Source organism: Echinicola soli, assembly GCF_006575665.1.
Taxonomy (GTDB): domain Bacteria; phylum Bacteroidota; class Bacteroidia; order Cytophagales; family Cyclobacteriaceae; genus Echinicola; species Echinicola soli.
The window spans coordinates 4863628-4890213 of sequence record NZ_CP041253.1 but is presented as its reverse complement, the minus strand read 5'-3'; the positions used below and the strand labels follow the sequence as shown (position 1 = coordinate 4890213).

Annotated in this window: 18 protein-coding genes; 12 read left to right on the top strand and 6 right to left on the bottom strand. The window is 44.2% G+C overall.

Annotated features, from left to right (window positions below; genetic code table 11):
* Window positions 1–55 precede the first annotated feature (55 nt).
* The 5 genes from FKX85_RS19020 to FKX85_RS19000 all read left to right on the top strand — a co-directional run bounded on the left by FKX85_RS19020 (window position 56) and on the right by FKX85_RS19000 (window position 4971).
* On the top strand, window positions 56–1858 hold the full coding sequence (locus tag FKX85_RS19020) for a tetratricopeptide repeat protein (protein WP_229239684.1): 1803 nt from the start codon (window positions 56–58) through the stop codon (window positions 1856–1858).
* Window positions 1859–2147: 289 nt separating this feature from the next.
* The gene (locus FKX85_RS19015) at window positions 2148–3131 is read left to right on the top strand and encodes an isoaspartyl peptidase/L-asparaginase family protein (protein ID WP_141616237.1); all 984 of its coding nucleotides are present in this window, start codon (window positions 2148–2150) and stop codon (window positions 3129–3131) included.
* Window positions 3132–3134: 3 nt separating this feature from the next.
* Complete coding sequence (locus FKX85_RS19010) at window positions 3135–3878, top strand: copper homeostasis protein CutC (RefSeq protein ID WP_141616236.1); 744 nt, start codon at window positions 3135–3137, stop codon at window positions 3876–3878.
* Between the two features lie 9 nt (window positions 3879–3887).
* Window positions 3888–4382, top strand: coding sequence for a hypothetical protein (locus FKX85_RS19005; protein ID WP_141616235.1), 495 nt, complete (start codon window positions 3888–3890; stop codon window positions 4380–4382).
* Between the two features lie 127 nt (window positions 4383–4509).
* Window positions 4510–4971 carry a CBS domain-containing protein gene (locus tag FKX85_RS19000; protein ID WP_141616234.1) on the top strand — a complete coding sequence of 154 codons (462 nt, stop codon included), beginning with the start codon at window positions 4510–4512 and terminating at the stop codon, window positions 4969–4971.
* Between the two features lie 36 nt (window positions 4972–5007).
* Here FKX85_RS19000 and FKX85_RS18995 read toward each other — a convergent pair whose 3' ends face one another.
* Window positions 5008–5778, bottom strand: coding sequence for a YdcF family protein (locus FKX85_RS18995; RefSeq protein ID WP_141616233.1), 771 nt, complete (start codon window positions 5776–5778; stop codon window positions 5008–5010).
* Between the two features lie 229 nt (window positions 5779–6007).
* Here FKX85_RS18995 and FKX85_RS18990 point away from each other — a divergent pair, with 229 nt between their 5' ends.
* Complete coding sequence (locus FKX85_RS18990; RefSeq protein WP_141616843.1) at window positions 6008–9238, top strand: UvrD-helicase domain-containing protein; 3231 nt, start codon at window positions 6008–6010, stop codon at window positions 9236–9238.
* Window positions 9239–9573: 335 nt separating this feature from the next.
* The gene (locus FKX85_RS18985; RefSeq protein WP_141616232.1) at window positions 9574–12447 is read left to right on the top strand and encodes a PD-(D/E)XK nuclease family protein; all 2874 of its coding nucleotides are present in this window, start codon (window positions 9574–9576) and stop codon (window positions 12445–12447) included.
* A gap of 110 nt (window positions 12448–12557) precedes the next feature.
* Here the strand turns inward: FKX85_RS18985 and FKX85_RS18980 are convergent, their stop codons facing one another.
* Window positions 12558–13010 (bottom strand): YciI family protein, encoded by a 453-nt coding sequence (locus FKX85_RS18980; protein WP_141616231.1) that lies wholly within the window; start codon window positions 13008–13010, stop codon window positions 12558–12560.
* Window positions 13011–13743: 733 nt separating this feature from the next.
* Between FKX85_RS18980 and FKX85_RS18975 the strand changes: the two genes are divergently transcribed.
* From FKX85_RS18975 to FKX85_RS18960, 4 genes are all read left to right on the top strand, one after another.
* Window positions 13744–14919: a response regulator gene (locus FKX85_RS18975; RefSeq protein ID WP_141616230.1), complete on the top strand. Its 1176-nt coding sequence runs from the start codon at window positions 13744–13746 to the stop codon at window positions 14917–14919.
* Window positions 14920–14988: 69 nt separating this feature from the next.
* Window positions 14989–15786: an MlaE family ABC transporter permease gene (locus FKX85_RS18970; RefSeq protein ID WP_141616229.1), complete on the top strand. Its 798-nt coding sequence runs from the start codon at window positions 14989–14991 to the stop codon at window positions 15784–15786.
* 3 nt (window positions 15787–15789) lie between these two features.
* The gene (locus FKX85_RS18965) at window positions 15790–16539 is read left to right on the top strand and encodes an ABC transporter ATP-binding protein (RefSeq protein WP_141616228.1); all 750 of its coding nucleotides are present in this window, start codon (window positions 15790–15792) and stop codon (window positions 16537–16539) included.
* On the top strand, window positions 16539–17537 hold the full coding sequence (locus FKX85_RS18960; RefSeq protein ID WP_141616227.1) for an MlaD family protein: 999 nt from the start codon (window positions 16539–16541) through the stop codon (window positions 17535–17537). Before FKX85_RS18965 ends, FKX85_RS18960 begins: the two co-directional genes overlap by 1 nt.
* Before the next feature lie 134 nt (window positions 17538–17671).
* On the opposite strand, the gene FKX85_RS18955 is transcribed toward FKX85_RS18960, so the two are convergent.
* A complete protein-coding gene (locus FKX85_RS18955) occupies window positions 17672–18718 on the bottom strand; it encodes an endonuclease/exonuclease/phosphatase family protein (protein WP_141616226.1) in 1047 nt (348 codons plus the stop codon).
* A gap of 163 nt (window positions 18719–18881) precedes the next feature.
* On the opposite strand from FKX85_RS18955, the gene acnA reads away from it, so the two are divergent.
* Window positions 18882–21659: an aconitate hydratase AcnA gene (acnA, locus tag FKX85_RS18950; RefSeq protein WP_141616225.1), complete on the top strand. Its 2778-nt coding sequence runs from the start codon at window positions 18882–18884 to the stop codon at window positions 21657–21659.
* Window positions 21660–21772: 113 nt separating this feature from the next.
* Here acnA and FKX85_RS18945 read toward each other — a convergent pair whose 3' ends face one another.
* From FKX85_RS18945 to FKX85_RS18935, 3 genes are all read right to left on the bottom strand, one after another.
* The gene (locus FKX85_RS18945; protein WP_141616224.1) at window positions 21773–24634 is read right to left on the bottom strand and encodes a TIM-barrel domain-containing protein; all 2862 of its coding nucleotides are present in this window, start codon (window positions 24632–24634) and stop codon (window positions 21773–21775) included.
* A 184-nt stretch (window positions 24635–24818) separates the two neighbouring features.
* The gene (locus FKX85_RS18940; protein WP_141616223.1) at window positions 24819–25544 is read right to left on the bottom strand and encodes an AAA family ATPase; all 726 of its coding nucleotides are present in this window, start codon (window positions 25542–25544) and stop codon (window positions 24819–24821) included.
* A gap of 29 nt (window positions 25545–25573) precedes the next feature.
* Window positions 25574–26317 carry an energy transducer TonB gene (locus FKX85_RS18935; protein WP_168196292.1) on the bottom strand — a complete coding sequence of 248 codons (744 nt, stop codon included), beginning with the start codon at window positions 26315–26317 and terminating at the stop codon, window positions 25574–25576.
* Between the last annotated feature and the right edge of the window lie 269 nt (window positions 26318–26586).

Genomic DNA, 26586 nt, shown 5'->3' with positions numbered 1-26586 from the left:
AAGTAATATAAATATAATGAATATTCTAATAAACCGCTCTAAGCCTAAACAGTTTATGAAATACTCGTTTAAGATTTTAATGGTTTGCTTTTCAGTGTTTTGGGTGTCTTGTAGTACACAATCACTTTTTGACAAGGCTGGATTGCCAATAGTAAAGGTGGACAAAGACCCCTTGGTACTGCATAACGATTCGGTTCGATTCAAATTACGTGCCACCATACCGGCAGGTCTGGTATCGGAAGAAAATAATTATACGCTGTTACCCGAATACCAGTATGGGGAAGGGGCGCTTCCACTGGAGGAAATCAAAATTGATGAACGTGATCTTGCTGGTCCGGGACAGGCAGTGGAAATTATCCGCAATATGTCGTTTCCTTATATGGAAGGCATGGACAGGGGCGAGCTAAGAATCAAGGGATTGCTGGAAGAAGTGGAGACGGGTAAAACATATACTACTCCCTACATGACCTTGGCAAATGGCATTATCAGTACCGTCAATTTGGCTAGGGTGGGGCAGTTTTCTCCTGGAGAAAATATTCCGGAAGTAGGGGCTTTCATGAGCTATGACGATGATTTTATGAACATGGCCGCTCATGAACTAAATTATTATTTTTCTAAAAACGCCGCCCAGACCAACCTGTCGTCAGCCAATGAAGCTTTTGCCGGTGGACTTAAAAGCCTGGTGGATAAAGGGGAAGAAATCCATAAGATCATTGTGTTGGGAATGGCCTCGCCCGATGAAAGTGACTACAGCAGCTTGGCTTCCACCAGAGCACAGGTAGCCGAACAGCAGGTCAAGGTGCAACTTAAAAAAATGGGGTACCAGGGTGATGTGGAAAATATAGAAATTGTATTGCAGCGCAAAGAACCTGATTGGTTGCTGTTCAGGCATTTGCTGAGGACATTCGAAGGAATCGATATGAAAGAGCGGGACAAATACTTTGATGCGATCTATGCAGATGACAGCTATGATAGTAAAGTGGAGCAATTAAAGGAGATCCCTTCTTATAATAGGTTCTCGAAGGAAAAGTTCGGGGAAATGCAGTTGGCTAAAGTCATGGTGATGATGGCCCAAGACCGAAGAAGTGATCCCGAGATATCTGCTATGGCCAATATGTACATCAATGGCACTGCCACTGGAGATGAGCTTACGGAAGCCGAACTGGCAAGGGCTGCCTCATTTAACCCTGGCCTGAAGGACAAACAGCTGATCTATGAGGCCATGCTTAAAAAGCACGGCTCTGCATTGGCCTATAATAACCTGGGAGTGGTATACCTGAACCAGGCCCATCGCATGATCAAGATCACTGACAAGAATAATAAAGTCAATGAGGCCATGAGGCTTTTCAGAATGTCCAATGAAATCAATGAGAGCCCACAGGCAAGGCACAATATGGGGCAGGCTTACCTGATGTGGGGCGATTATGGGGCAGCGTACCTGGAAATTTCAAAAGCCAATGCCCTGGCAAAGGACAATCCCGAATTCCTAAGTTTCAATGAAGGTAAACGAGGAGCCTTGGACATCATTAGAGGGGATTATAAATTGGCGACATTAAGATTGGACAAAGCTCCTGAAACGGCCACCAATAAGTTTAACAATGGATTGGCCTATTTTCTTGCCGAAGAGTACGGCCAAGCGGCCATCGCTTTTGAGGAAAGTGCTCTGAGCAATATGGAGTTTGGTTATGCCTTTTATGGCCTGGCACTGGTCGCCGCCCAGAACAGCGATGAAGAGCGACTTTACGAAAACCTCAAAAAGGCTGTACAGCGCAGCCCTTACCTAAAACTTAGGGCAGCTACCGACCTGGAGTTTAAGGACTATTTTAAAGAACAAGCCTATATAGAGGCGATTAAATAATGTAAGGTAGTAAGGAACGATAAAAGGGGCTGTTTTATAGTATGTCAATCGGTTCCGCCTTTGGCGGACTGGCTACGGAGGGATCTCTTACGAAAGTAATGGCGAAATTTTTTCTCCTGTAAGAAAGACACTATAAGACAGGCCCTTTTTTTGTGTTACTTTATTGAAATTTATGTGTTTATCGATTTAGTTTATTGAAAAAATCGATTATTTGACGAGTGGAAATATTATTTGTCTTTAAAATTGATTATTTTTCGGAATAGAAATCAATGCCAAAAATGAACTTATAATGTCAGATAGAAGAAAATTTCTCAAAAATACCCTTTTGTCCTCAGCCCTAATATTACCAGGTTCCATGTCTGGATCCATGGGTGGTTTTACGGGGAGAAAAAAGGGTGAAAAACATAAACCACTTATCCTTTCCACCTGGAACCATGGTATGCCCGCCAATGACAAAGCCTGGGAAGTATTGGGTAAGTCAGGAGATATTGTGGATGCTGTGGAACAGGGTGTTATGGTGACCGAAAACGACCTGAAGAATCTTTCTGTAGGGCTTCAAGGACTTCCGGACAGAGAGGGGATTGTGACCTTGGATGCTTCTATCATGAAGGGAGATGGTTCCTGCGGATCGGTTTGTTTTGTCCGTCAGGTGAAGCACCCGATTTCCCTTGCCAGAAAGGTCATGGAGGATACACCACATGTGATGCTGGCAGGAGAAGGAGCAAGGCAGTTTGCCATACAGGAAGGCTTTCCCATGGAAGAGGAAAAATTAAGCCCTGCTGCGGAAAAGGCCTACCAAAAGTGGAAACTCAAGTCCGAATATAAGCCGATCATCAATATTGAAAACCATGATACCATTGGTATGATTGGCCTGGATGAAAACGGTAATTTGGCAGGATCCTGTACCACCAGCGGCTTGGCGTATAAGATGCACGGAAGGGTAGGCGATAGTCCGATCATAGGGGCGGGGCTTTATGTGGACAATGAAGTAGGTGCCGCCACGGCCACAGGACTAGGGGAATCCATTATCAAAATCTGTGGTAGTTTTCTAATCGTAGAGCTGATGCGACAGGGAAGGAGCCCTCAGGAAGCTTGTGAAGAAGCCGTGAGGAGATTGATCAGCAAAAATAAGGGAATCGATGGCATCCAAGCTGGATTTCTCGCGGTCAATAAGGATGGAGAACATGGCGCATATGCTGTACATCCAGGATTTAATTATGCCATGCATCATCAGGACGGTAAAGCCTTGGTTGACTCAAAAAGTAAATTTTAAAAAATGACAAAGATTCTACTAGAAGCTCCGGTGTTTACCGTGGAGGCGGCGATCAAGGCTTCCGAATATGGTATCAACAGGTTGGAGCTTTGTGCCGATTTCTTGGAAGGTGGAGAGACACCTTCCGCAGGAACGCTTAAACATATCAAAAGTAAGGTCAATATCCCGGTATTCGTTATGATCCGGCCACGTGGAGGAGATTTTGTCTATACCAATGACGAACTGCAGGTGATGAAAGAGGATATCCGAATCCTCAAAGGATATGGTGCCGATGGTTTTGTCTTTGGCGTGCTTACGCCCCAAGGAGAGGTCAATATCGGTGCCTGTGAGCAACTGGTGGAAGCTGCAGGAGGTTTGCCGTGTACTTTTCACAGGGCTTTTGACGCAAGTAGAAACTTCGAAAAGTCGCTGGAGGCAGTTATAGAATGTGGGTTTAGGAGGATACTTACCTCAGGGGGGAAAAATACTGTCACTGAAGGGCTTGATATGATCAAGCGATTGCTTCATAAAGCCGGAAACAGGATCATTGTCATGCCGGGGGGAGGTATGAAAGTTGAATTGGTAGAAGCCCTTTCGGCCACGGGCAATTTGAGGGAAATTCATGCCAGCTGTAAAGCGTGGAGAGCTTCTTCCAGCAAGTTTTGGAATGAAAACTTGGCCCTAAGTGCGGTGGCGGAACACCAGGGGAAAGTTTTGACCGTCAGTAAAAAAGAGGTGGAAGGGTTTTTGCAGGTGCTGGATAACTAATGCCCTACAATGATGATAATAAACAAGAACATTAACATTTCCCTTATTTTGCTCCTGTTGCTGATGGCTTGTGGACAAAGAAATGGGAAGGATTCGGACAGAATACTGGACAATGAACGTGGACTGTCCGAATCCTATCCGGAAAAGGATAACATTTGCTATGCCTATTTAAATGAAAAGGATACCGTACGTCTCCAGATTGACCAAAAAGCTGATGGAAAAATTAGGGGCAGGCTTACATATAAACTATATGAAAAGGACATCAATTCGGGATCCTTTGAAGGTAAAATGTTAGGGGATACATTGTTTGCCGAGTACCGTTTTGCCTCAGAAGGAAAAATTTCCAAACGTGAGGTGGCTTTCCTATTTAAGGATAACTTGGTCTTGGAAGGGTATGGCCCTATGACTCAAGACGGTGATATCTTTCGGTTTGAATCACCGGAGAGGTTGGCGTTTGGACAAGGCATTCAGCTTTTACGTATCAATTGCGACGGAGGAAATTAATTGGGTTTATTTGATTTTTTTGTGAGTTTATACCGATTTTTAGCGTTGTATTTAAAATATATTTTGTAATTCTCTTTTTAATTAGGTATATTATTCAGCTCATAACTCATTTAAACCCGAAATAATTATGGTAAAAAGTTTTCAAGGTGTTCGCTTGGCCGAACCCAGTACGCGCGCTTCCCAACCTATATTGGTGTCGGATCACATGACCACTAACCTCACCACATTCCACCCTGACGACACCATTGACAATGTCATTCAGGTATTGACCCAAAAGAGGATTTCAGGAGCACCTGTATTGGACGATGACCAAAACCTTGTAGGTATTATCTCCGAGGTAGATTGCCTTAAGGAAATCATTCGCGGAAAATACAATAATACCCCAAGAATGGCTGGCCGTGTACATGAGCACATGACCAAGGATGTGTTTACCATGGATCCTGAAGTAACGGTTTTTGATGCAGCCCACCGATTTTTGGAATTGAAGATAAGACGTTTTCCTGTGCTTAAGGATGGAAAACTATTGGGACAGATAAGCCTAAGCGATATTATCAGGGCTATGCCAAGTCTCAAATCTGCGACCTGGTGAAAATTGGATAAATGGGAATTTACTACTTCTTCTTTTTTAAATATATCCTACCAGCTTATAAACAGTGAGACCTATCCATTCTTTAAACAACTTGTGCCAGATAACCAGTCCTTCTGGTGATGGGATGATCAGGCTTTTAACGTCAGCTTTGATGTCGGAAGCATAATAATCTACCGGAAAAGTGGCAGTAGACACTCCCACCTTGTCAAAACAGGCCTTGGCCCGCTTCATATGGAAAGCGGAGGTGATCAATAAATGGGTTGACTTTGGGTCAATTTCTAGCGCTGTCAGCTTTTGCCCGGTAAAAAGGGCGTTTTGCCGGGTGTTAACGGCCTGGTCTTCTACGATAATGTCCTTTTTTGGTACGCCTGCTATTTTCATAAAGTCGGCCAGTAGTGCTGCTTCGGTATTGGAATTGGTAGGGGTCAATCCCTGACCGCCTGTGATCAGTATCTTCTTTATCTTGTTCATTTTATAGAGCTGAACAGCTTGAGTAACCCTGTCCGCTCCTTTTTTAAAGAAGGTGCGGTCATAGGCGGTTTTGTCGAGATTTGTCACTCCTGTCAGCACGATGCCAAATTCGTAGGTGGGAAGGGGGGCGATAGGCTTGAACGTCGGTTCCCATAAATACATGACAGTGTTAGATATAAATGTATTGCAGAAAAATAGCAACAGGACCAAGCCAATACCACCAAATAGCGTTCCTTTTTTATTTTTTCTCCATAATATCCCAAGGATCAGACAAATGATCACAAGGGTAAGTGGCATGGCCAAGAAGGTAAGAAACTGCGCAAGGTAGAAGAACATCCGGTGTTGAATAAAATTTACGTTTTGGAGCGAAGATAGGGATACTTCAGCAAATAGGGAATTATTGGGGATCGCAATTTGAAAAGAGGCCCCATGATTTCAGTCATCATCGAATGAGACTTTTCGTCGCTTTTTATAAGGGTTCTATATTTACTGAAAATTACGACAGTTAGTGTCAAAGGCTTTGTATATCCTTAAAATTCCCCTTGTTTTGCCTAAATTAAAGCCCATGGAAGCAAAGCCCTTTATCATCTATAAATCCTCTGCCGGTTCAGGAAAGACCTATACACTTACCTTGGAATACCTGAAACTGGCCTTGGCCCATCCAATGGCCTTTAGGGGGATATTGGCGGTTACCTTTACCAACAAAGCCACACAGGAAATGAAAAGCCGCATACTGGAGGTACTTGGAAGGCTTAAAGATGAAGTGCGGCCAGATGAATATCTTGACCAGCAATTGATGCAGCATTTGCAGCTGGATGACGCAGGATTAAAAGCACAGGCAAGCAAGGTGCTCACATCGATCCTACACGATTATGCCAATTTTTCTGTCTCGACGATTGATAGTTTTTTCCAAAAAGTAGTCAGGGCATTTGCCAGGGAGATTGATCTGCAGGCTAAATTTGATGTGGCACTGGACCAGGATGCTGTTCTCGAGCGGGTAGTGGATCGGGTGGTCCAGCATGTTTTGGACGATCCCTATTTGCATAAATGGTTAGTGGATTACGCATTGACCAGGATTCAGGAAGGGAGCTCTTGGGATATCAGAAGCAATATCCGCGACCTGGGAATGGAGATCTTTACAGAAAATTTCAAGCAGTACCAGCAATTGATCAGGGAATTCCTTTCCAGTGAAAGGAACCTGGAGATTTTTAGAAAATACCTTAACACCAAAAAACAGGCCTTGCATAAAAAGGCCATCGAGATGAAAGAACAGGCCGATGCCATTCGCCGACAATTTGGATTGGAATGGACAGATTTCTCCGGTGGAAAGCGGGGGTTCGCCTTATTGTTTGATAAGTTGGGAGAGAAAACCAACCCAATACCCGAATTATCGGAAAGCAGGAAGGCAGCCATTGATGATGAAACCAAATGGTATAGCAAAACAAGCAAACAAAAAGATGCCATTATTTCGGCTTACCATGCAGGACTGGGGGATGTTCTCGGGCAATTTGTTCCCGTTCGCCGAGAGTGGCTGACCTATCAGGCCATCGACAAGAACTTCTATGCCTACGGCATTTTCAGAAATCTCCTGGAGGAGCTTAGGGACATTAAGGATGAGGAAAATATCCTGATGATTTCCGATGCCAATGATTTCTTGAAGGAAATCACCAAGGAGAATGATGCCCCTTTTATCTATGAAAAAGTAGGTAACCAGTACAAGCATTTTTTAATCGATGAATTCCAAGACACCTCCGGTTTCCAATGGGATAGTTTTAGGCCCCTACTGGAAAACTCCCTGGGATATGGGCATACCAATCTGGTGGTGGGGGATGTCAAACAATCCATTTACCGCTGGAGAGGAGGGGATATGAAGCTATTGCTGGAGAAGGTCGAAGGAGATATCGGTTCTCCGCGGATAGCGGTGAAAGGGCTGGATACCAATTACCGCTCACTTCCGCACCTGGTCACCTTTAACAACACCCTTTTCAGCGTGTTGCCCGAGCAATTGGAAAGGAGTTTCGAGCGGGAAACCGGACACCCTAGTCCAGGGATCTTGACCAAAGCTTATCAGGATGTGGCGCAGAAAGTCCCGGCGGCTAAAAACGAACTGGATTTTCAAGGTATGGTGCGGATGGAGTTTTTGGAAGAAACGGGAGATGAAGAGGATTTGGGATATAGTGAAATGGTGCTGGAAAGGTTACCCACCATGGTCATGGAGCTGCAGGACTATGGCTATCGGCCGAAGGACATTGCCTTTTTGGTCAGGAAAAAGCATCAAGGTGCCCTGATCGCCGATGCCCTGATGGCCTATAAACATGAGCATCCTGGATTGGATTACAGCTTTGATGTGGTTTCTGATGAATCCATGTTTTTGGACAAGGCCGCCACAGTAAAGGGGTTGATTGCTGCCTTGAACTATTTGGCCGATCCGTCAGACCACGTACCCTTCCAGACTTTGTGGTTCTACTGGAGTTCGCTAAACGGAAAGCCTATTTCCCATGAGGTTTTCTCTTCATCGGATAAGCCGGATTGGTTGGCAGAGAAAATTGCCGCCTTCGAAGCGGCGGAGCACAGGATAGCCAAGTTGCCCCTCATGGAGTTACTGGAAGAGTTGGTAGCCCTGTTGGGCTTTTATGAATTGCGTACAGAACTGGCCTATATTTCTGGTTTTAAGGAAGCCGTTTATGATTATGTGGCCAATAACCGGGCGGACCTTGCCGGATTTCTCCATTGGTGGGAGGAAAACAGCCAGAAGCGTACCGTAAAGATTCCTGAAGGTCATGATGCTATGCCGATCGTGACCATCCACAAATCCAAGGGACTGCAATACAAGGTTGTTTTGATGCCATTTCTGATGTGGAGAATTGTGGACTTTTCCAAGGATAATATTATCTGGTCCCCTTTTAGAGATGTGGAGGAAGACGTGGAAGCCATTATTCCCCTAACTCTGAAAAAAGAACTGGCAGATTCGGTCTTTCAGCCTATCCACCTGGAAGAGGTGACCATGGCTTATTTGGATACGTTGAACATGATCTACGTGGCCCTGACCAGAGCAGAAGAAGTGCTATGGACCATAAGCCCAAAGAAAGTAGTAAAGAATTCAAGCAAGGCTTCTTCCAATCCACTGGAGAAAAACCTGTTGGAAATTATGGATAAGGGAGGGCTTAAAACAGCTGATCATGACTTGTCGGATTTTTTTGACCATGAGTCAGGTAGGTTCGAGTGGGGAGCATGGCCGGAGAAGCCCATTACATCGGCAGATACCCGGCCGACGAAGGATCACCAGTTGACCTGGAACCATAGGAAGTGGGGCGAGCTACTGGAAGTCAAGAAATACGCAGTGGATTTCAGTGAAGAGGGATTGGCGCAGCGTCATAAAAGGAGTTTTGGCGTATTGATCCATGAGTTGCTGGAAAAGTCAAGTAATCGACAGGAAGCGATGGATCAGCTACAGGCCTTTTATTTTGAAGGAAGGTTGGACCGAGAGGAGAGGGAAATCGTCAGAGATCAATTGGAAAAGCTCTTTGTCAATAAGAAATTTAGATCTTGGTTCGAAGGAGAGAGCAGGGTACTGACCGAGCAGGGGGTGTTGCTGCCTGGAGGTCGTCAAAAGCGACCGGACAGGATTGTCATTAATGGCCGCGTGGCTGAAGTGATAGACTTTAAAACAGGGGAAGAACTGGAAAAGTACCAACGACAGGTAAGGGAATACATGGCACTGGTGGCTGGACTGGGTGACTATCAGGTCAAAGGATTTCTGTGCTATCTCGAAACAGGGAAGATTATAGAGGTGTGAGTGTGATAGGTAGTAACCTGAGCTCGACTATGAATTCGATGTTATTCATTGTGAGGCCTTTTAGGATGGGGTGTGGGTCGGAAAGGGCGTGGCAATTCCGTAATACTGAGACTGCCACAGCTCCTTCTCTCAAATTTCCCTTCTCATGCTTCGCAGTGACGGCTTTTAAATAGAGGTTAGTAGGCAGTATTCCGTGCGCCGTGATAGGGAATCAAGGCTAATTGGCCGAAGGCCTAAAGCCTACTTCAGTGATAGAGGGGATAGCTGCGGACTGCCGGCAGTGGACTTATACCAATTACAATTCTATTCGATAACTAATAACCAGTAACCAATAAATGGAGAGTTTCCTTAAAGATACCGCATCCGACTTATTACAGAAGCATGACGACCTCAGCAAAGTAGCAGTAGTGCTTCCCAATAGAAGGGCTGGATTGTTTTTTATACAGCATTTGGGCAAGTTGATCGATCGTCCACAGTGGATGCCCTCGGTAATTACCATTGAGGAGCTATTTTACAAATTTGCCCATAACAAACCGGCCGACCAGTTGACCTTGATTTTTGAACTGTATCGAGTTTATCGTGAATTGCAGGTAGACGCAGAGCCTTTTGACCGGTTTTACTTTTGGGGAGAGATGATCCTGAAGGACTTTAACGACATCGACCAGTTTATGGTCGATCCGACCAAATTATATAAGTTAGTTTCAGAAATTAAGGAAATAGAGACGGATTTGAGTTTCTTGACCGATGGTCAAATAGCCTTGGTGAAGCAGTTCTGGAAATCATTTGAGCGTGAGGGAAGGTTGGGGGAGAATGGTCACAAGGATAGGTTTATCCGTTATTGGGAATTGCTTGGACCACTCTACGAGCGGTTTAAAAGTGAACTTGAGCTCACAGGTTATGCCTATTCGGGCATGCTTTATCGACAGGTGGCCGAAAATATTGCCGAGCTGGAGCAACCTGACTTGCATTATGCATTTGTCGGGTTTAATGCTTTTACCGGAACTGAGGAGAAATTGATCAAGCATTTTGTGGAGGCTTTTGATGCTTCGGTTTATTGGGATTTGGATGCTTTTTACCTGGAAGACTATCAGCAAGAGGCCGGGCTTTTTTTTAGGGAGTACCAAAAGGACAAGGTGCTTGGGCCTACGTTTCCCAAAACCATACCCCACCACATCCGGCAGACCAAAGCAAAAACGAAGGTTTACCAAACCCCGCTAAAGATCAACCAAGCAAATTTGATCGGGAGTGTTTTGGGAGAAATTGGCAAAGATGAGCATCCAGAGGAAACGGTGGTCATCTTGCCTGATGAGCAATTGCTGTTTCCGGTGATGAACCAACTTCCTGGCCACTTGGATAAGGTGAACGTCACGATGGGATATCCTGTCCGGAATGCCCCCGTTTATGCGTTTTTGGAGGCTGTTTTGGAGCTTCAGCGCTATGTGAAGGTGGAGGAAGGCACCGTGACCTTTTATCATCAGGCGGTAAAGGAGCTGCTTTCTACGACATACCTCAAGACGGAGAAGGTTCATTTTGTGGGGGAACTTTTGGACAGCATTCAACGGAAAAACCAAGTTTATATCTCACAGACAGTACTGCAATCTGGTGGTGAACTTTTTGAGCTGATCTTCCAAAAGCTGGAAACTACGGGGTTATTCGCTTATTTGGAAAGCCTTATGCTTATGTTAGCAGAACGACTGGAGGATGACCAGCTCCAGCGAAGTTACCTTTACCAATGTCACAAACAGCTTACCCGCCTTAAGGATGTTTTTCAGAAACAGGAGTCAATCTCCATTAACCTGGAGTTCTTTATCAGGTTGTTTAGGCAGGTTTTTCGGGAGGTACGGTTGCCTTTTGAAGGGGAGCCTCTTGCGGGCTTGCAGGTGATGGGGGTGCTGGAGTCCCGTAACCTGGATTTTAAGCGCGTGATCATTGCAAATATGAATGAAGGTAGTTTTCCGCCGTCAGCCTCCCTGAATTCCCTCATCCCATTCAACATCAGAAAGGCATTTGGACTGCCCGTCCAAGAACAAAATGATGCCATATACGCCTATACTTTTTATAGGCTTCTCCATCGGGCAGAGGAAGTGCATCTGATCTATTCCACCGCTGCAGATCAGGGAAAAGTAGGTGAGATGAGCCGTTATATTCGTCAGATGACCATGGAAATGAACAAGGATATTGCCGAGGAGGTGGTGTTCGTTCCAGTGGATGGCCATCAAGGAGAGGCCATCACCATTGTCAAAACCGATGAGGTCATGCAGTTATTGGAAAAATACCTGGTCAAGGAGGATGGGCGGGCAGAGACGGCATTTTCCCCGTCGGCTTTGAGTATATGGCTGGACTGTCGGTTGAAGTTCTATTTTCGCTATTTGGCCAATATCAACGAGAAGGATAAAGTGGAGGAAGAGGTGAGTCCAGCAGTATTTGGTAACCTTGCCCATTATAGCCTGGAGTACCTTTACAAGGGATTTATGGAAAGGAAGCAGCGAAAAGTGGTCCAAAAAGAGGATTTTGAGCAGTTAAGTAAATATATCGCACCATCTATTGAAAAGGCCATCCGGGAATTTTATCATCTCGATGAAGAAGCTGATACCCGTTTGAGTGGCCAGCTGGCGATCGTCCGGGATGTGATGAAAAAGTACATTGACGAGCTCCTGAAATGGGATCAGAAGGGAGCACCTTTTGAATTGGTTTCCCTGGAAAAGGATGTAAGCTATCAAACTGCCCTATCAGTACGGGCAAACGAAGTGGTTTATGCGGTAGCATTAAAAGGCATTATAGACCGTGTGGACAAACAAGATGGCGTGGTGCGCCTGATCGATTATAAGTCTGGCCAGGATATCAAGGACTTCCCATCCATTCTATCACTTTTTGACCGGGAGGATTCCAAGAGAAACAAAGCGGCCATGCAAACGTTGATCTATGGCCTGCTGTACCAAGCTAAATTTCCCCAAAACCAAGCACCGCTCAAACCGGCTATATTTAACCTAAAGGAGATATTCAAAGACGATTTTAATCCTTATCTGCAGCTAAAAGAAGGCAGAGGAGAAAGGGATGAACTGAATAACTACCTGGATTATCAGCAGGAGTTTGAAGAAGGGTTAAAAGCAATGCTCTCGGAGATATTTGATAAGACCATTGCCTTTGACCAAACTGATGATTTGAAGAAATGTCAATATTGCCCCTATAAGGAAATTTGTGGAAGATAGTTACAAGGAGGCAAGATGGTAGAGCTTTCAGGAATCCAGATGTAGCACTTGACCATAGTTGACGGCTCTTGGTCAAACTAACCTTGACCAAGAGCCATCAAAATTGGAGGTCAAAAAGCTATTTTCTGTATTTTCTCATGGATTTCGGGAATGGCCATCACTGCCGCCGATCCATACCATTCCAGCAGTTCTATTTTGAGCACGCCCGCCTTGACAGCAGGGTCTTCGGAAGTGAGTTTTTCAGCTTCTTTGATATCGTCCAGATCAAAGATAAAGATTCCCCGAAGCGCTCCTTCACCGTAGAAGGGACCAGCTAAAACAAGTTTTTTTTCCGCTGCCATTTTTCCAATATGTGCCATATGGCCCTGTTGGATTTTAGCTCTTTCTTCTTCAGAATAGCGTTCCACATCTGGACCTCTTTTCAGAAATGCCATGACATATTTCCGCATCCCATAATCGTCAGCCTGGTATTTTTTTACCAGTTCTTCGTCGTATTTTTCTTGTGCAAAAGCGGACGAAAGTAAGCTAATTAGCAGGGCGAATATGGAGAGGAATTTTATCATTTTTTTGACCGTTTTATGGCGTGTTATTGGGAATGAAATGGCCTTGGATTTTTCTTTTTTTATCAGGGCTTTTTGGGGCAAAAAGTAAGCTTGAAAAGCTAAATTTTTTTCACCTCAAAACAGCCGGTTTTTTATCTGGGTTTTTACCGGTAGCAGTACTTTTCCGGGATGGCTGATCCGGCTTCTTTCACTGTACTGAAGTTAAGGATAAACTTCCCATGAAGGAAATTTTTTTGATGGTTTTTTAGTCAAGTAAACAGGACAGGATTTGGAAAGATATGCAGGGAAAAGTGTGCTCGGATCCAACGCGAATCACAGCCCATTGGGGTAGGATGGTAGGGGGGATTGACGGTCCTTTTTGTGCTGTTTTTTTTCCTAAAGGTGCGGGAGGATTCAGCTAAGATCAGGTAGGATTTGACCTGGTGTAAACGGGATAAATGAAAAAACAATCATCTAAGTCAATGCCATTAACATGTAGAAAAGCTCAGGGGTTAAGGATTATGGAGCCAAATTAAATTGTAGTTAGGAAATAGTATTGAATATAAATTTTTACTTTAATTAAACCATATTAAGTATCTGAAATATAATTATATAAAACTTTTTTAGTCTTAACTAATTTAGTCTTGGTTTAATTTTTTAGTTTAGTCTAAAACAAAATATACCCTTGATATTGAGCTTCCATAGGGTTTTGCGGTGATATTTTTTATATCTTAGTTTGCAAGCTAATATTCGAATGAAGTCTAGTCTCAGGATAGCCATTATCTATATTCTCATAGGAGGAAGTTGGGTGACTTTTTCTTCCTTGTTCCTTGACCAGTTTCAGGAGGCTTTAGGGCTATCCAAAACGGTTACCTTTGAAGTGGCCAAAGCCATTCTTTTTGTAGGGGCTTCAGGGGGATTGATATACCTGTTGGTGGAGCGTTCGACGAAGATGGATCGGAGAGTGTGGGAGGGGTATGAAGTGATCTTTGATAACATCCCGATAAGCATGTGGGTGGTGGACAAACAGTCTGGAAAAATCGTTAATTCCAATGATATGGCTGCTATCATTTTTGGAGATAAAATACAGCGGGAAAATGCCATCGGTTTTGATGTTTTTTCTGGGATTTCCAGGAAACGCTTAGAGGAAGTTTATACCGCCCAAAAACAGTCGATAAAGAAGTGTGAATTACGTGATAGAAATGGTGAGAAAAGAATGGTGGATTTATACTTTGTTCCATTCCTTAGAAACAGGAAAGAAAAGCTGATGGTGGCAGCGGTAGATAATACTACCATTCATCAGAATATGATAGAAAAGGAAATGTTAAACACTTCACTAAAAGAGCAAAATGATCGTCTTCGGAAGTTTGCCTTTATGAATTCCCATAACCTCAGAAGACCACTTTCCAATGTGCTTGGAATGGTCAACTTCATCAAGGAAGGTCATGCAAGTAAGGAAGTCATTGAGTTACTAAAACAATCCTCGGAAGAGCTTGACGAAGAAGTAAAAAGAATGAATGAAATACTCGCGGATGAGATGGTACATAACCAATTAAATACACCAATAACTGATCATCGTTCAAAGTCCATATTAATCGTGGATGATGACAAAGTACAGCACCTGATAAATAAAAGGCTGTTGCTGAAAAACAATCCCCGGTTGGATTTGTATTTTTTTGCAAATCCAGTTGAGGCACTATTATGGCTAGAGGAAAATAAAGTGGACTTACTTTTGCTAGATATCAATATGCCAGAGATGAAGGGATGGGACTTTTTGGATCAATTGGTCGAGCGTGAAATAGACGTGGAAGTCCGGATGCTCTCTTCTTCTATCGATCCAAGGGATGAGGAGCGGAGCAAACAATATGACATGGTCAGTGGTTTTTTAGTGAAACCTTTGAAGAAAGAATCCCTGGGAGATATTTTGTGATGCATTAATCGTTTTTAAATAAGTCTAATCGAGCTAAAATTATTAGTTTCGCACATTCAAGTATACTTTATGGCTAATAAATCCAATAAAAGAGAGCACTTGATCAGTCCTAAGATCGATTCGATGATGTTAGGTTTGGCGGATGCTTTTGCATTTCTCAAACGCTTCTTTAAGGAAGTATGGGTGCCTCCTTATGAGTTTAAGGAGGTAATGCGCCAATGTTATAAAATTGGCTATAATTCTTTGGCACTGATCTCCCTGACAGGCTTTATTGTGGGGATTGTTTTCACCAACCAATCTCGTCCATCCCTGTCCGAGTTTGGTGCGACCTCATGGTTGCCGTCCTTGATTTCCATTGCGATTGTGCGGGCGATGGGGCCATTGGTAACTGCGCTGATCGCTGCAGGTAAAGTGGGGTCCAGTATCGGTGCGGAGATTGGTTCTATGAAAGTAACCGAACAGATCGATGCCATGGAGGTGTCGGCAACCAATCCGTTTAAGTTTTTGGTGGTCACCCGTGTACTGGCCACCACTTTCATGATTCCTGTACTGGTGATGTACACGGACTTTTTGGCGTTAATGGGGGCTTTTCTTTCAGTAAACAGTAGTGAAAGTGTAAGTTTTTCCACTTATTTTGTACAGGTGTTTGAAGCCATTTCTTTTCTGGATATCTTTTCATCCATTATTAAATCACTGGTATTCGGCTTTACTATCGGAATAGTGGGATGCTATAAAGGATACCATTCTTCCAAAGGTACCGAAGGAGTGGGCAAAGCAGCGAATGCCTCGGTGGTATTGGCGATGTTTTTGATCTTTATCGAAGAATTGCTGGCATTACAGATTGTTAACTTTATCAGAATGTCCTAATCTATGAGAGAAAAAGTAGTAGAAGTCAGGGGATTGAAAAAGTCTTTTGGAGAACTGGATGTGCTGATGGGAGTGGATCTGGACCTTTACAAGGGCGAAAACGTAGTGGTACTGGGTAAATCCGGTACTGGTAAATCCGTGTTGATCAAAATCATGGTGGGTTTACTGACCCAGGACGAAGGGATCATGAACGTCCTGGGAAAGGAAGTTTCCAACCTCAAGGCAAACGACCTTAATGAGCTACGGCTAAAGATCGGGTTTTCATTTCAGGCCAGCGCACTCTATGACAGCATGACTGTCCGTGAAAACCTGGAGTTTCCATTGGTAAGGAATGTAAAGGGGCTGAGCAGGACTGAAAAAGATAAAATGGTAGAGGAGGTTCTTGAGGCAGTGGGATTGTCACAGACCATTAACCAGATGCCCTCGGAACTCTCCGGTGGACAAAGAAAGAGGATCGGTATCGCCCGGACGCTTATTCTCAAGCCGGAGATCATGCTTTATGATGAACCTACTGCGGGACTAGATCCAATTACCTGTAGCGATATCAATAACCTTATCAATGAAGTAAGGGAAAATTACAATACCTCATCCATCATCATTACCCATGACTTGACCTGTGCCAGGGAAACCGGGGACAGGGTAGCGGTACTTTTGGATGGCCAATTCGGCGCTGAAGGAAAATTCGAAGAGGTGTTTAAAACACCGGAAGATCAAAGAGTGAAATCATTTTATGACTATAATTTCATTACATAATGAGAAATGATAATAAAAAATCAGTAATCGTTGGAATATTCGTTTTGGTAGGGATTATCATTGCGGTTGTCGGTATTTTGACATTGGGAGCCCAGCAAAAGGTCTTTGTAAAGAGTGTGGGGCTAAAAGCTGTTTTTGATGATGTCCAAGGACTCCAGCCAGGGAACAACGTCTGGTTTTCGGGGGTGAAGATCGGTACGGTAACCTCCATCAAATTTTATGGTAATTCGCAGGTCGAAATCTCCATGAACGTGGATGCAGCCAGTAAGGATTATATCCGTAAGGACTCCAAGGCCACCATCAGTTCCGACGGATTGATCGGTAACAAAATTATCGTGATCTACGGGGGGACTACCCAAGCACCAGCTATTGAGAATGGAGACCGCTTGCAGGCCGTCATGCCGTTGGATACCGATAATATGATGGAGACATTGCAGGAAAATAACCAAAACCTTGTTTCCATTACCAATGACTTGAAAGTACTTACCGGAAAAATCGCCAATGGTGAAGGCATCATAGGAGCGGTGCTTACCGATAGCCTGTTGGCCGCTAACTTTAAAAACACGGTGGCCAGCTTAGAGCGTACGGCGGCCAATAGCAGTCGTATTTCCCGCGATTTGGGAGATTTCACGGCCAATTTGGACAGGGAGGGTACCATTCTCTATGAATTGTCCCACGATACGACGGTTTATTCCAGTTTGAAAAAGACAGCTTATGAACTGGAGAATACCAGTATGACCGCCACAGAGGCAGCGATAAACTTTAAGGATGCCAGTGAAAAACTGAATTCGAACGACAATGCTATGGGAATGCTGCTCAACGATGAGGAGTTTGCCGATTATATCAAAACAACGATTAAAAATACTGAAACCACTACCACGCTGCTCAATGAGAACTTGGAAGCTCTTAAGTATGCCTGGATCATGAGAAAGGCGCATAAGCGTAAGGAGAAGGCTGAGGCCAAAGCCGCAGAGGAAGCTGAAAAGGGGGGTGAATAATCTAAAATAGCATTTGCATAAATGGACGGCCGTTCGGAAAGGATAGCCGTCTTTTAGTTGTTGTTTACCATTGGCTGGTAATTTACAATTAATATAGGTTTTTTTACACTTGAGGTGGTTTTTTGAAGGGTTCATTAAAATTCCATTCCGCTGACGATTTTCTCTTTTGCCTCTGCTTTTTCTTCAGCACTAGCCTCCAACTGCTCGTTATCATTGTTTTTATCAAGAACCAAATCCGCACTAATGGGGAAATGATCCGATCCAATGGAAGGGTGCACCTTTATTTTTTTGAGTCGAAATTGATTGCTTAAGAATATATGATCCAAGGGCCATCGAAGGAAGGGATAGTTGGCATGGAAGGTATTATACATACCACGTCCTATTCTTGGATCTCCCATACCACTGATCTTTAGGAAAAGTTCAGTGGTATAGCTCCAGGCCACATCATTGAGATCACCCATGATGATGGTGGGACTACGTTCAGATTTGGCTTTTTCCCCCACAATCAATATCTCTGCGTCTCTTTCAGTACTGTGGGTGTTTTCCCCTGGCACAGGTGGGGTCGGGTGGATGGCAAAAAGCTTAATGAGTTGTCCTTCCATCTGTAGATCAGTGAAAATAGAAGGAATGTCTTCATCAATGAGGTAATTGATTTCGGTGTTTTTAAGTGGAAACTTGGCATAGAGTAGCATGCCGTAGGTGTTTTCCAGCGGGAGTTCTACTTGATAGGGATACTCCTCTTTAAGTACTGCCATGGCGTCCGCCCAGCCCTGGTCTGTTTCTACCAGCATAAAAAGGTGAGGATTTTCCTCGTTGATCAAGTGAAGGCATCGATCGTAATCTTTGTTGTACTGATAAACATTTCCAACGAGCACTTTGACCGTTGTCTTTTCTTGGGCATTGGCCGATTTGACCATTTTAGTATGAAATGGTGAATAGGGTATGATTTGTTTTAGGAGAAAAATACATAGTAGGACAAGGGTAATAATGATCCCGAAATCTACTTTTGATAATTGGTCATAATCCACAAAAGTCCAGCAAATTAATGTTGCCGATATTAACAATAGCTTTTGGAAGCGGGGATAATCAAAAACCCGAAAAGTCCAATAGTCTTTTTTTACCAGTGGCATTAATGTTGCGATGATAAATATAACAGAAAATGCATAAAGCACTTCTTTCATAGTGCGGGTGAGTTTAGGTGTATCAAATTATCAGTTTCGGGCAGTATGCCCTAAATATCAGCTTACAATTTACTGTAAAAAATCTTATATTAAGGAATCATACTGTTTTTTAAGCAGTTATCATATAGAAACTATTTTTACCATTTATAACCATAAAAAACATATGTCACTAGATCCTTATCATATCAAAAAGCAACTTGATACTGCAAAAGGTAAGCTAAACTACTGGAGTTTGGCGTCATTGCAGCAACAAGGTCATAAGATCAACCAGCTTCCGTTTTCGATTCGGATATTGCTGGAGAATGCCCTTCGGAACTATGATGACTTTGCAATCACCAAAGAGCATACCGAGACCCTTCTAAATTGGAAACCGGAAGCATCAGATAAAGATGTGCCCTTTAAACCTGCAAGGGTCTTGATGCAGGATTTTACAGGAGTACCTGCCGTGGTGGATATTGCCTCATTACGGGCGGAGGCAGTGCGTAAAGGTAAAGATCCACAAAAGATCAATCCACTGATCCCCGTGGACCTGGTCGTGGACCACTCCGTCCAAGTGGATTATTTTGGCACCAATTATTCTTATAAGAAAAACGTGGATGTGGAGTATGAACGAAATGGAGAACGTTATGAGTTTTTGAAGTGGGCACAAAAATCCTTTGATAATTTTTCTGTGGTTCCTCCTGGCATGGGGATTTGTCACCAGGTGAACTTGGAATATCTGGCCAAAGGCGTGATCGAGCGTGATGGCAATGTATTTCCGGATACCCTGGTCGGCACTGATTCACACACACCTATGGTAAATGGAATCGGTGTAGTCGGTTGGGGAGTAGGAGGCATTGAAGCGGAAGCAGCCTTGCTTGGTCAGCCCATTTATTTTATCATGCCCCAGGTGGTAGGATTGAAACTGACCGGTAAATTGCCTTTGGGAACGACCGCTACCGATATGGTACTGACCATTACTGAGCTTTTGCGCAAGCACGGCGTGGTAGGGAAGTTTGTGGAAGTGTTTGGTCCTGGTTTGGATACCCTTACCGTTCCGGATAGGGCGACCATTTCCAATATGTCCCCTGAGTTTGGCTGTACAGTGACTTATTTCCCCATAGATGATCGTACACTAGACTATATGAGCAAGACCAATAGGTCCAGGGACCAAATCAAACTGGTAGAAGATTATGCAAAAGCCAACATGCTGTGGCGTGAGGATGAGGAGTCGGTGAAATACAGTAGTCTGGTAGAACTCGATCTTGGCACAGTGGAGCCTACAGTATCGGGTCCTAAGCGCCCTCAGGATAAAATTTTGGTACGAAACTTTAAGGATAAATTTGGCGAATTACTAGAAGAAGTGCACGGGAGGGAATATATCCCCATCGATAAGCGTGACAAGAGCCGCTGGTTTAGTGAAGGAGGTGGCCAGCCCGTGGATAAACCTGGTGATCTTCCTGACGATGTGGAAATAGCTACCAAGACCAAAAACGGTCTTAAAACCGTAGAAGTGAAGATCAACAATGAGGAATTTGCGCTTTCTGATGGAAGCATTGTCATTGCGGCCATTACTTCCTGTACCAATACCTCCAATCCAAGTGTGATGATCGGAGCTGGGCTGGTAGCCCAAAAAGCACGTGAACGCGGACTCGACGTCAAGCCATGGGTCAAGACATCTCTGGCGCCAGGTTCCAAGGTGGTAACCGATTACCTTGAAAACTCCGGCCTCTTGGATGACCTGGAAGCATTGCGATTTCATATCGTTGGCTATGGCTGCACATCCTGTATTGGTAATTCCGGTCCGCTGCCCAGGCACATTGCCCATGCAGTGGAAGAAAATGACCTGGTCGTGGCCTCAGTACTGTCCGGAAACAGAAACTTTGAAGCCCGCGTGCATCCACAGGTCAAGATGAATTACCTGATGTCACCGATGCTCGTAGTAGCCTATGCCCTTGCCGGGCGGGTAGATGTGGACCTTAATGAAGAACCACTGGGATTTGATCCAAACTTGGAGCCAGTTTTTCTCAAGGATATTTGGCCAAGCAATGATGAAATCTTTGAGGTGATGGGGAAAGTCCTAAACCCTGGTGATTTTGAAAAAAACTATGGGGAGATCTTTGAAGGAAATGAGCAATGGAAAAACCTGCAGGCACCAAGTGATAAGGTGTACCAATGGTCAGATAAGTCTACCTATATCAAGGAAGCACCTTTTTTCCAGGGCATCAGCAGTGAAGTACCAGAACCACAAAACATCCAAGGAGCGAGAGTGCTCTTAAAATTGGGGGATTCTATCACCACAGACCATATCTCTCCAGCAGGGGCTTTTGCCGAAAGCTCCCCGGCCGGCCAATATCTTGTGGGGAGGGGAGTGGAGAAAAAAGATTTCAACTCCTATGGATCCAGAAGGGGGAATGATGAAGTAATGGTCAGGGGAACCTTTGCCAATGTACGGATCAAAAACCAACTGGCTTCCAGAGAAGGGGGGTATACTACCTACATTCCTTCCGGCGAAGAAATGACCGTCTTTGAAGCCTCCGAAAAATACCAGAAGGACAACACTCCATTGGTGGTATTGGCGGGTAAAGAGTACGGAAGTGGGTCCTCGCGTGACTGGGCGGCCAAAGGAACCACTCTACTGGGAATCCATGCGGTCATAGCAGAAAGTTATGAACGTATCCATCGATCCAACCTGGTGGGAATGGGTGTGCTTCCTTTACAATTTGCCGAAGGACAGTCTGCGTCAAGTTTGGGGCTAGATGGCAAAGAGGAAATTACCATTGAGGGAATCACCGAAGGGCTCAGTCCACAGAAGAAGCTGAATGCCACAGCCAGGAAAGATGGAGGTGCTGTGGTGAATTTTGAGGTGGTCTGTCGTTTGGACTCAGAAGTGGAAATCGCTTATTATAAGAATGGCGGTATTCTTCATTATGTGCTAAGGGAATTCCTAAAACAAGATTAAGTACGAACTATCAAACCATAAAAAAGGGCTTCATGACACCATGAGGCCCTTTTGTTTTTATTATAAAACCCAAAATTAACTAAAATTCAACTTTATTGACTTTTGTTTAATTTTTAATTTCTCAATTTCATTTTTACTGCTTTACCAGTGTAATTGATGGTGTTCTTTGTGGATAAATCAGGGTCATAAGCCACAGGAAGGTCTTTTTCTACCAAGATGACCCTGAAAGTCCTGGAAGCCAACATGCCCTTGAAGTTTCCTTTATGCTCACCAATGCGCAGCGTTTTGTTATCGTTGTCGTATGTTATCGGAATGATTGAAAACCGTCCCTGTTCGTAGTTGTAATTGGTTTCTTCGTCTTCGTAGAGCTCAAAGCTTCCATTTTGGCCGGCGTATACAAAAAGGGTGATCTCTGCTGCTGCTTTCTCATCGGTGTATTGGATCGCTGGGCCAAATGGGATGATGCTGCCCGCCTGCACATACAAAGGGATCTTTCCATATGGCGCGGCTACGCTTTTTTGAACACCCCCTTCTTGATAAGCTCCCGTTAAGAGATCGTACCAGCCTGCTCCTTTGGGGAAATAGATATCTCTGCTGGTAGCCTTGTAATGGTACACGGGATTGACCAAAATAGAAGGACCAAACATAAACTGGTCATCGATTTTCCTGACAGCCGTATCGTCGCCAAAGTCCATGATCAATGGTCGCATGATGGTATAGTCATCATGGTGGACACTTCCTGTCAACGAATAGATATAAGGCATCAACCGATAGCGTAGCCTATTGTAAAAGACAATGGATTCATAGGCCGGATGGCCTTCAGGGGCAATATTAAATACTTCCCGATAGGGATATTGGCCATGAGAACGGTAAAGGGGTGTAAATGTACCATATTGGTACCATCGTGTGTTCAATTCACGCCATTCTTCCAAGGCCTCACCTTCCGGATCTGGCCGGTCATACTTGTCCTCGACAAAAAATCCACCAATATCCGTGGTCCAATAGGGCAGTCCCGAAAGGGAAAAATTCAGACCAGCAGGAATCTGCTGCTCCAATTCATCAAATCTAGCAGAAATATCCCCGCTCCAAGTGGCTGCTCCGTATCGTTGGATGCCGGGAAATCCAGAGCGGGTGAGAATGAAGACCCGTTCGTCCGGATTGGTGGTCCGCTGGCCATGATAGATGCCTTTGGCATTGACCAGGGGATAGCCATTGAAAAATTCAGTGGCCGATCCCAAGGCCGTAGGGTTCATCAGGTTTTTTCGGTGTTTGATGGAAGCATTGGAAAGGACATCGGGCTCGGTGGCGTCCAGCCACCAGGCATCAATGCCTTTACTGTACAGTTTTTCGTTGATCTGTTTCCAGAAAAGCTTTCGGGCACCGGGGTTAAAGGCATCGTAAAACGTACTGATATAGCCTTCTCCGATCCAGTCCCGCTGGCGGTTGATGATGTTTTGTTTGTATAGCCATCCCTTTTCGTCAAATTCCTTGTAATGTTGGATGCCTTCGTAGAATTTTGGCCAGACCGATATCATGATTCGGGCATGATATTGTTCATGGACTTGATCGATCATTCCTTCTGGATCAGGAAAGCGTTCGGGATCAAACTCATGACTTCCCCAAGCATCTTCCCGCCAATAGGACCAATCCTGGACGATATTGTCCAGCGGTATGTTTCGCTTGCGGTATTCGGCTACCGTGTTCAGCAGCTCTGCTTGGGTTTTGTACCGTTCCCGGCTTTGCCAGAATCCCATGGCCCATTTTGGCATGACCTGGGCTTTACCGGTAAGCTGACGGTAACCCGAGATAAGTTCATCCATGTCATCGCCTGCCACCAAATAGTAATCCAGCATTTTGCCTGCTTCTGAACGGAAGGTATAGGTGGCTTCTGTTTTATGTGGATCAGGAGGGAGGAATGTTAGACTGAGGAAAGACTGGGTGGATTCAGGAATCCATTCAATTTTAAATTCCGTTGCTTTTTCAGTATTCAATGGAATGCCAAAAACCAATGGTCCTGGATTCCAGCTTTCCCGCCAGCGATCTACGATAAGTTTCCCAGCAGCCCACACTTTGAGGTACCCTGAATAGGTCATGTAAAATCGATGTGTGCCATTTTTTCTGCCTTGTATTTTTCCATTCCAGGTGGCCACTCCATTTGCCATGTCAAAGTTCTGGGGGATTTTGTTCAAATCATCCAAAAAAGTATAGGCAATGTGGCCTTCTTGTTCGATCAAGCCTTCATCGGGCCTGCTTTTGTCATTGGCATAGGTGGCGGTGAGAAAGCCTTCCTTTCCGGTGGCGTCATAGAGCCTGAGCTCCGATAATGGCAAGGGATCCCGGTCATCGCCAAATTTGGTAATGGAGTAATTGTCCCACAGAATGGCATAGTTGCGACTGGATACCAGAAAAGGTACCGCCACGACGCCGTTGTACTGGGTGAGGTCTACATGGTAGCCTTTGTAGTTAAATAGGCCGGTTTGCTGCTGGCCAAGACCAAAAAGGGCTTCGTTGGCGTCGCTTTCGAAGCTTTGTCGGATAGAAAAAATGCCATCCTGATCAGGATCCGCAGGTGGGCCAAATGCCTTACCGGATGGGGCTTCGCGAAGTATCCTGTTACCGGAGGCATCTTTAAACGTCACTTCGCCTGTCTGCTTGGACGCCCACGCTTGGACCCGGGATGTCTTCAGGCAGATGGAATCTGCTGTTTCCACTTTTTCCCAGGTTGGTGTGCTGGGAAGTTGGTCTGTGATCATTAGGCTGCTGGAAGGAGGCAGCTTGTCCAGTGGGGAGGAAGATACCCGGATGATATTATCGGTGATGACTTCCAGCCGAACTTGCTTAGGTGTGTTGGGATCGTCAGAAGGAAGGGAAATGGTGATGCCATTTCCAGTTTGAACGGGCTTGCTTGCCGAGGAAGAACATGCCGTGACAACGGCCGTTAGGATAAGGGCATAAATCAGCTTGGTACTGTACATATTGTCCGGGTCGTAAATAGGTTATTTTAGTACAGTAAAGGTATATAGCTCCCCTTTATCCAAACGTATCCAAATGTTTACAAATAAGGGATTGAATGTTAACTATGGGGTTTAAGGTTTGAAGGCTGGATGTTTTGAGGGTTAAAAAGGCTAATCACATTCGCCAAAATTATTGGAGATGTGTTTATTGATCAAACAAAACATGCTGAATATGCTTGTAATTCGCCAAAAAATCCTTGGTGACACGATAGGTTTCTGTTTCCTCATAGGGTGTTTTTTGTATGCCCTGATGGGAGAATTCCAAAATATGGGCATTGGGGTAGGCCAACAGAATAGGGGAATGAGTGGCAATAATAAATTGTGACCGTTGCTTTACCAAACGGTCAATTTGGGCCAAGGCATCCAGTTGTCTGGCAGGACTTAAGGCCGATTCTATTTCGTCAAGGAGATAAAATCCATTTCCCCTGAACCTGTTTTCCATCAGTGCCAAGAAGGATTCTCCATGCGACCTGCTGTGTAATGATCGATTGCCATAGTGTTTATGGATGCCCCCTGCAAGCCGATCGATTTCGGAGGCTACATTGTAAAATGACTCGGCTCTTAGAAAGAAACTGTCTTTGGGATTTCTATAGCCTTTGATGAATTTGATGTCTGCCGATAGGGCACTATGACTTTCCTGTGTAGAGAAATTGAAATTTTTACTGCCGCCTTCGGCATTTAGGCTCATGCCCACCCCAATGGCTTCCAGTAGGGTGGATTTTCCACTGCCATTTTCCCCGACAAAGAACGTGACAGGAGCCTCAAATGAAAGCTCCTTTAAGTTGGCAAGGGAAGGTATATCGTAGGGGTAGCCTTTTTTATTGCCAAAATGGGTCTCCAGGGAAGTGAGAAAATTCTGGTTGAGTTCCATGATCGTGAGTGAACAATGATTTTAAAAGTTCAATTTAACACAAATCTGAGTGGAAAAATAAAATAGCCGTCCACAGGCTTGCCTTGCAGATCTTGGGCAGGGAGAAATGCACCATCATACTTTCCGAAAAATCGTTTGGCTTCCTTAACCAGTCTATCATAAGAGGTTTCTTTATTTACAATTTCAATTTTCTTAAGTTTTCCCTCTTTTGATATGTGTAGGGCAGTGAGTATAGTGCCTGATTCACCATACCTGCGAGAGTAAAGAGGATATTGGAGCTCTTTTTTCAAAAAATCCGAAAAGTACTCTTGATTCATAAAGGATGGCTTTTCCAATACACGATCTACTTGAGTGGTTTTTTCGCCATCAATAATCCATCCTTCGATTAATATTCCCAATGCATTGGTGATATAGTACCTGACAGCCTTTTCATCAGCCAAGTATTGGATTTCGGTATAGTTTTTTGTGAAATCCTGTTTGCTAATCCTGATTTTGTTTCCCAATGAATCATAGTTGGTTTTTAGAAGGGAAGTGGTATTTCCTGTCTCATCTTTAAAGTAGATCCATAGCGCTGTAAACTTGTAATCCCTTCCATAGATATGATAAGTCTCTTGCTGTTGTTCGACTGAAAATGATTTTTTGTAGTAGTAGGCCTCTTCCATCTTCTTGATTTCTTTACCATATTTATTGAGAGGGATAATGTCTTGAGCCTGGAGCTTAGGGGCGAAAATCAAAACGAGGCAAAAAACGCCTAAAAAAGGAGTAATTCTCATGATTTGGAGCATTTATGCAGTCCAGAAATATAGAAGTATTTTGGTTGGCCAGCAAAAGTTTGGCTACGCAGAAATACGCAAGAAGGCTTTAAAATGAGAGGGTCGGGAGTGTTTAGCGATGAGTGTTGGTTGGTTAAATAATGAATGGCCAGTTTTTTGACCGTAAATTAACAACATGATAACTGAAACTCGTGCCGATTAATTTTATGGCCAAAATATAAATCTTATTTTTGTTCACTGAATTGTTTTACAACCAATAACTGGAAAGC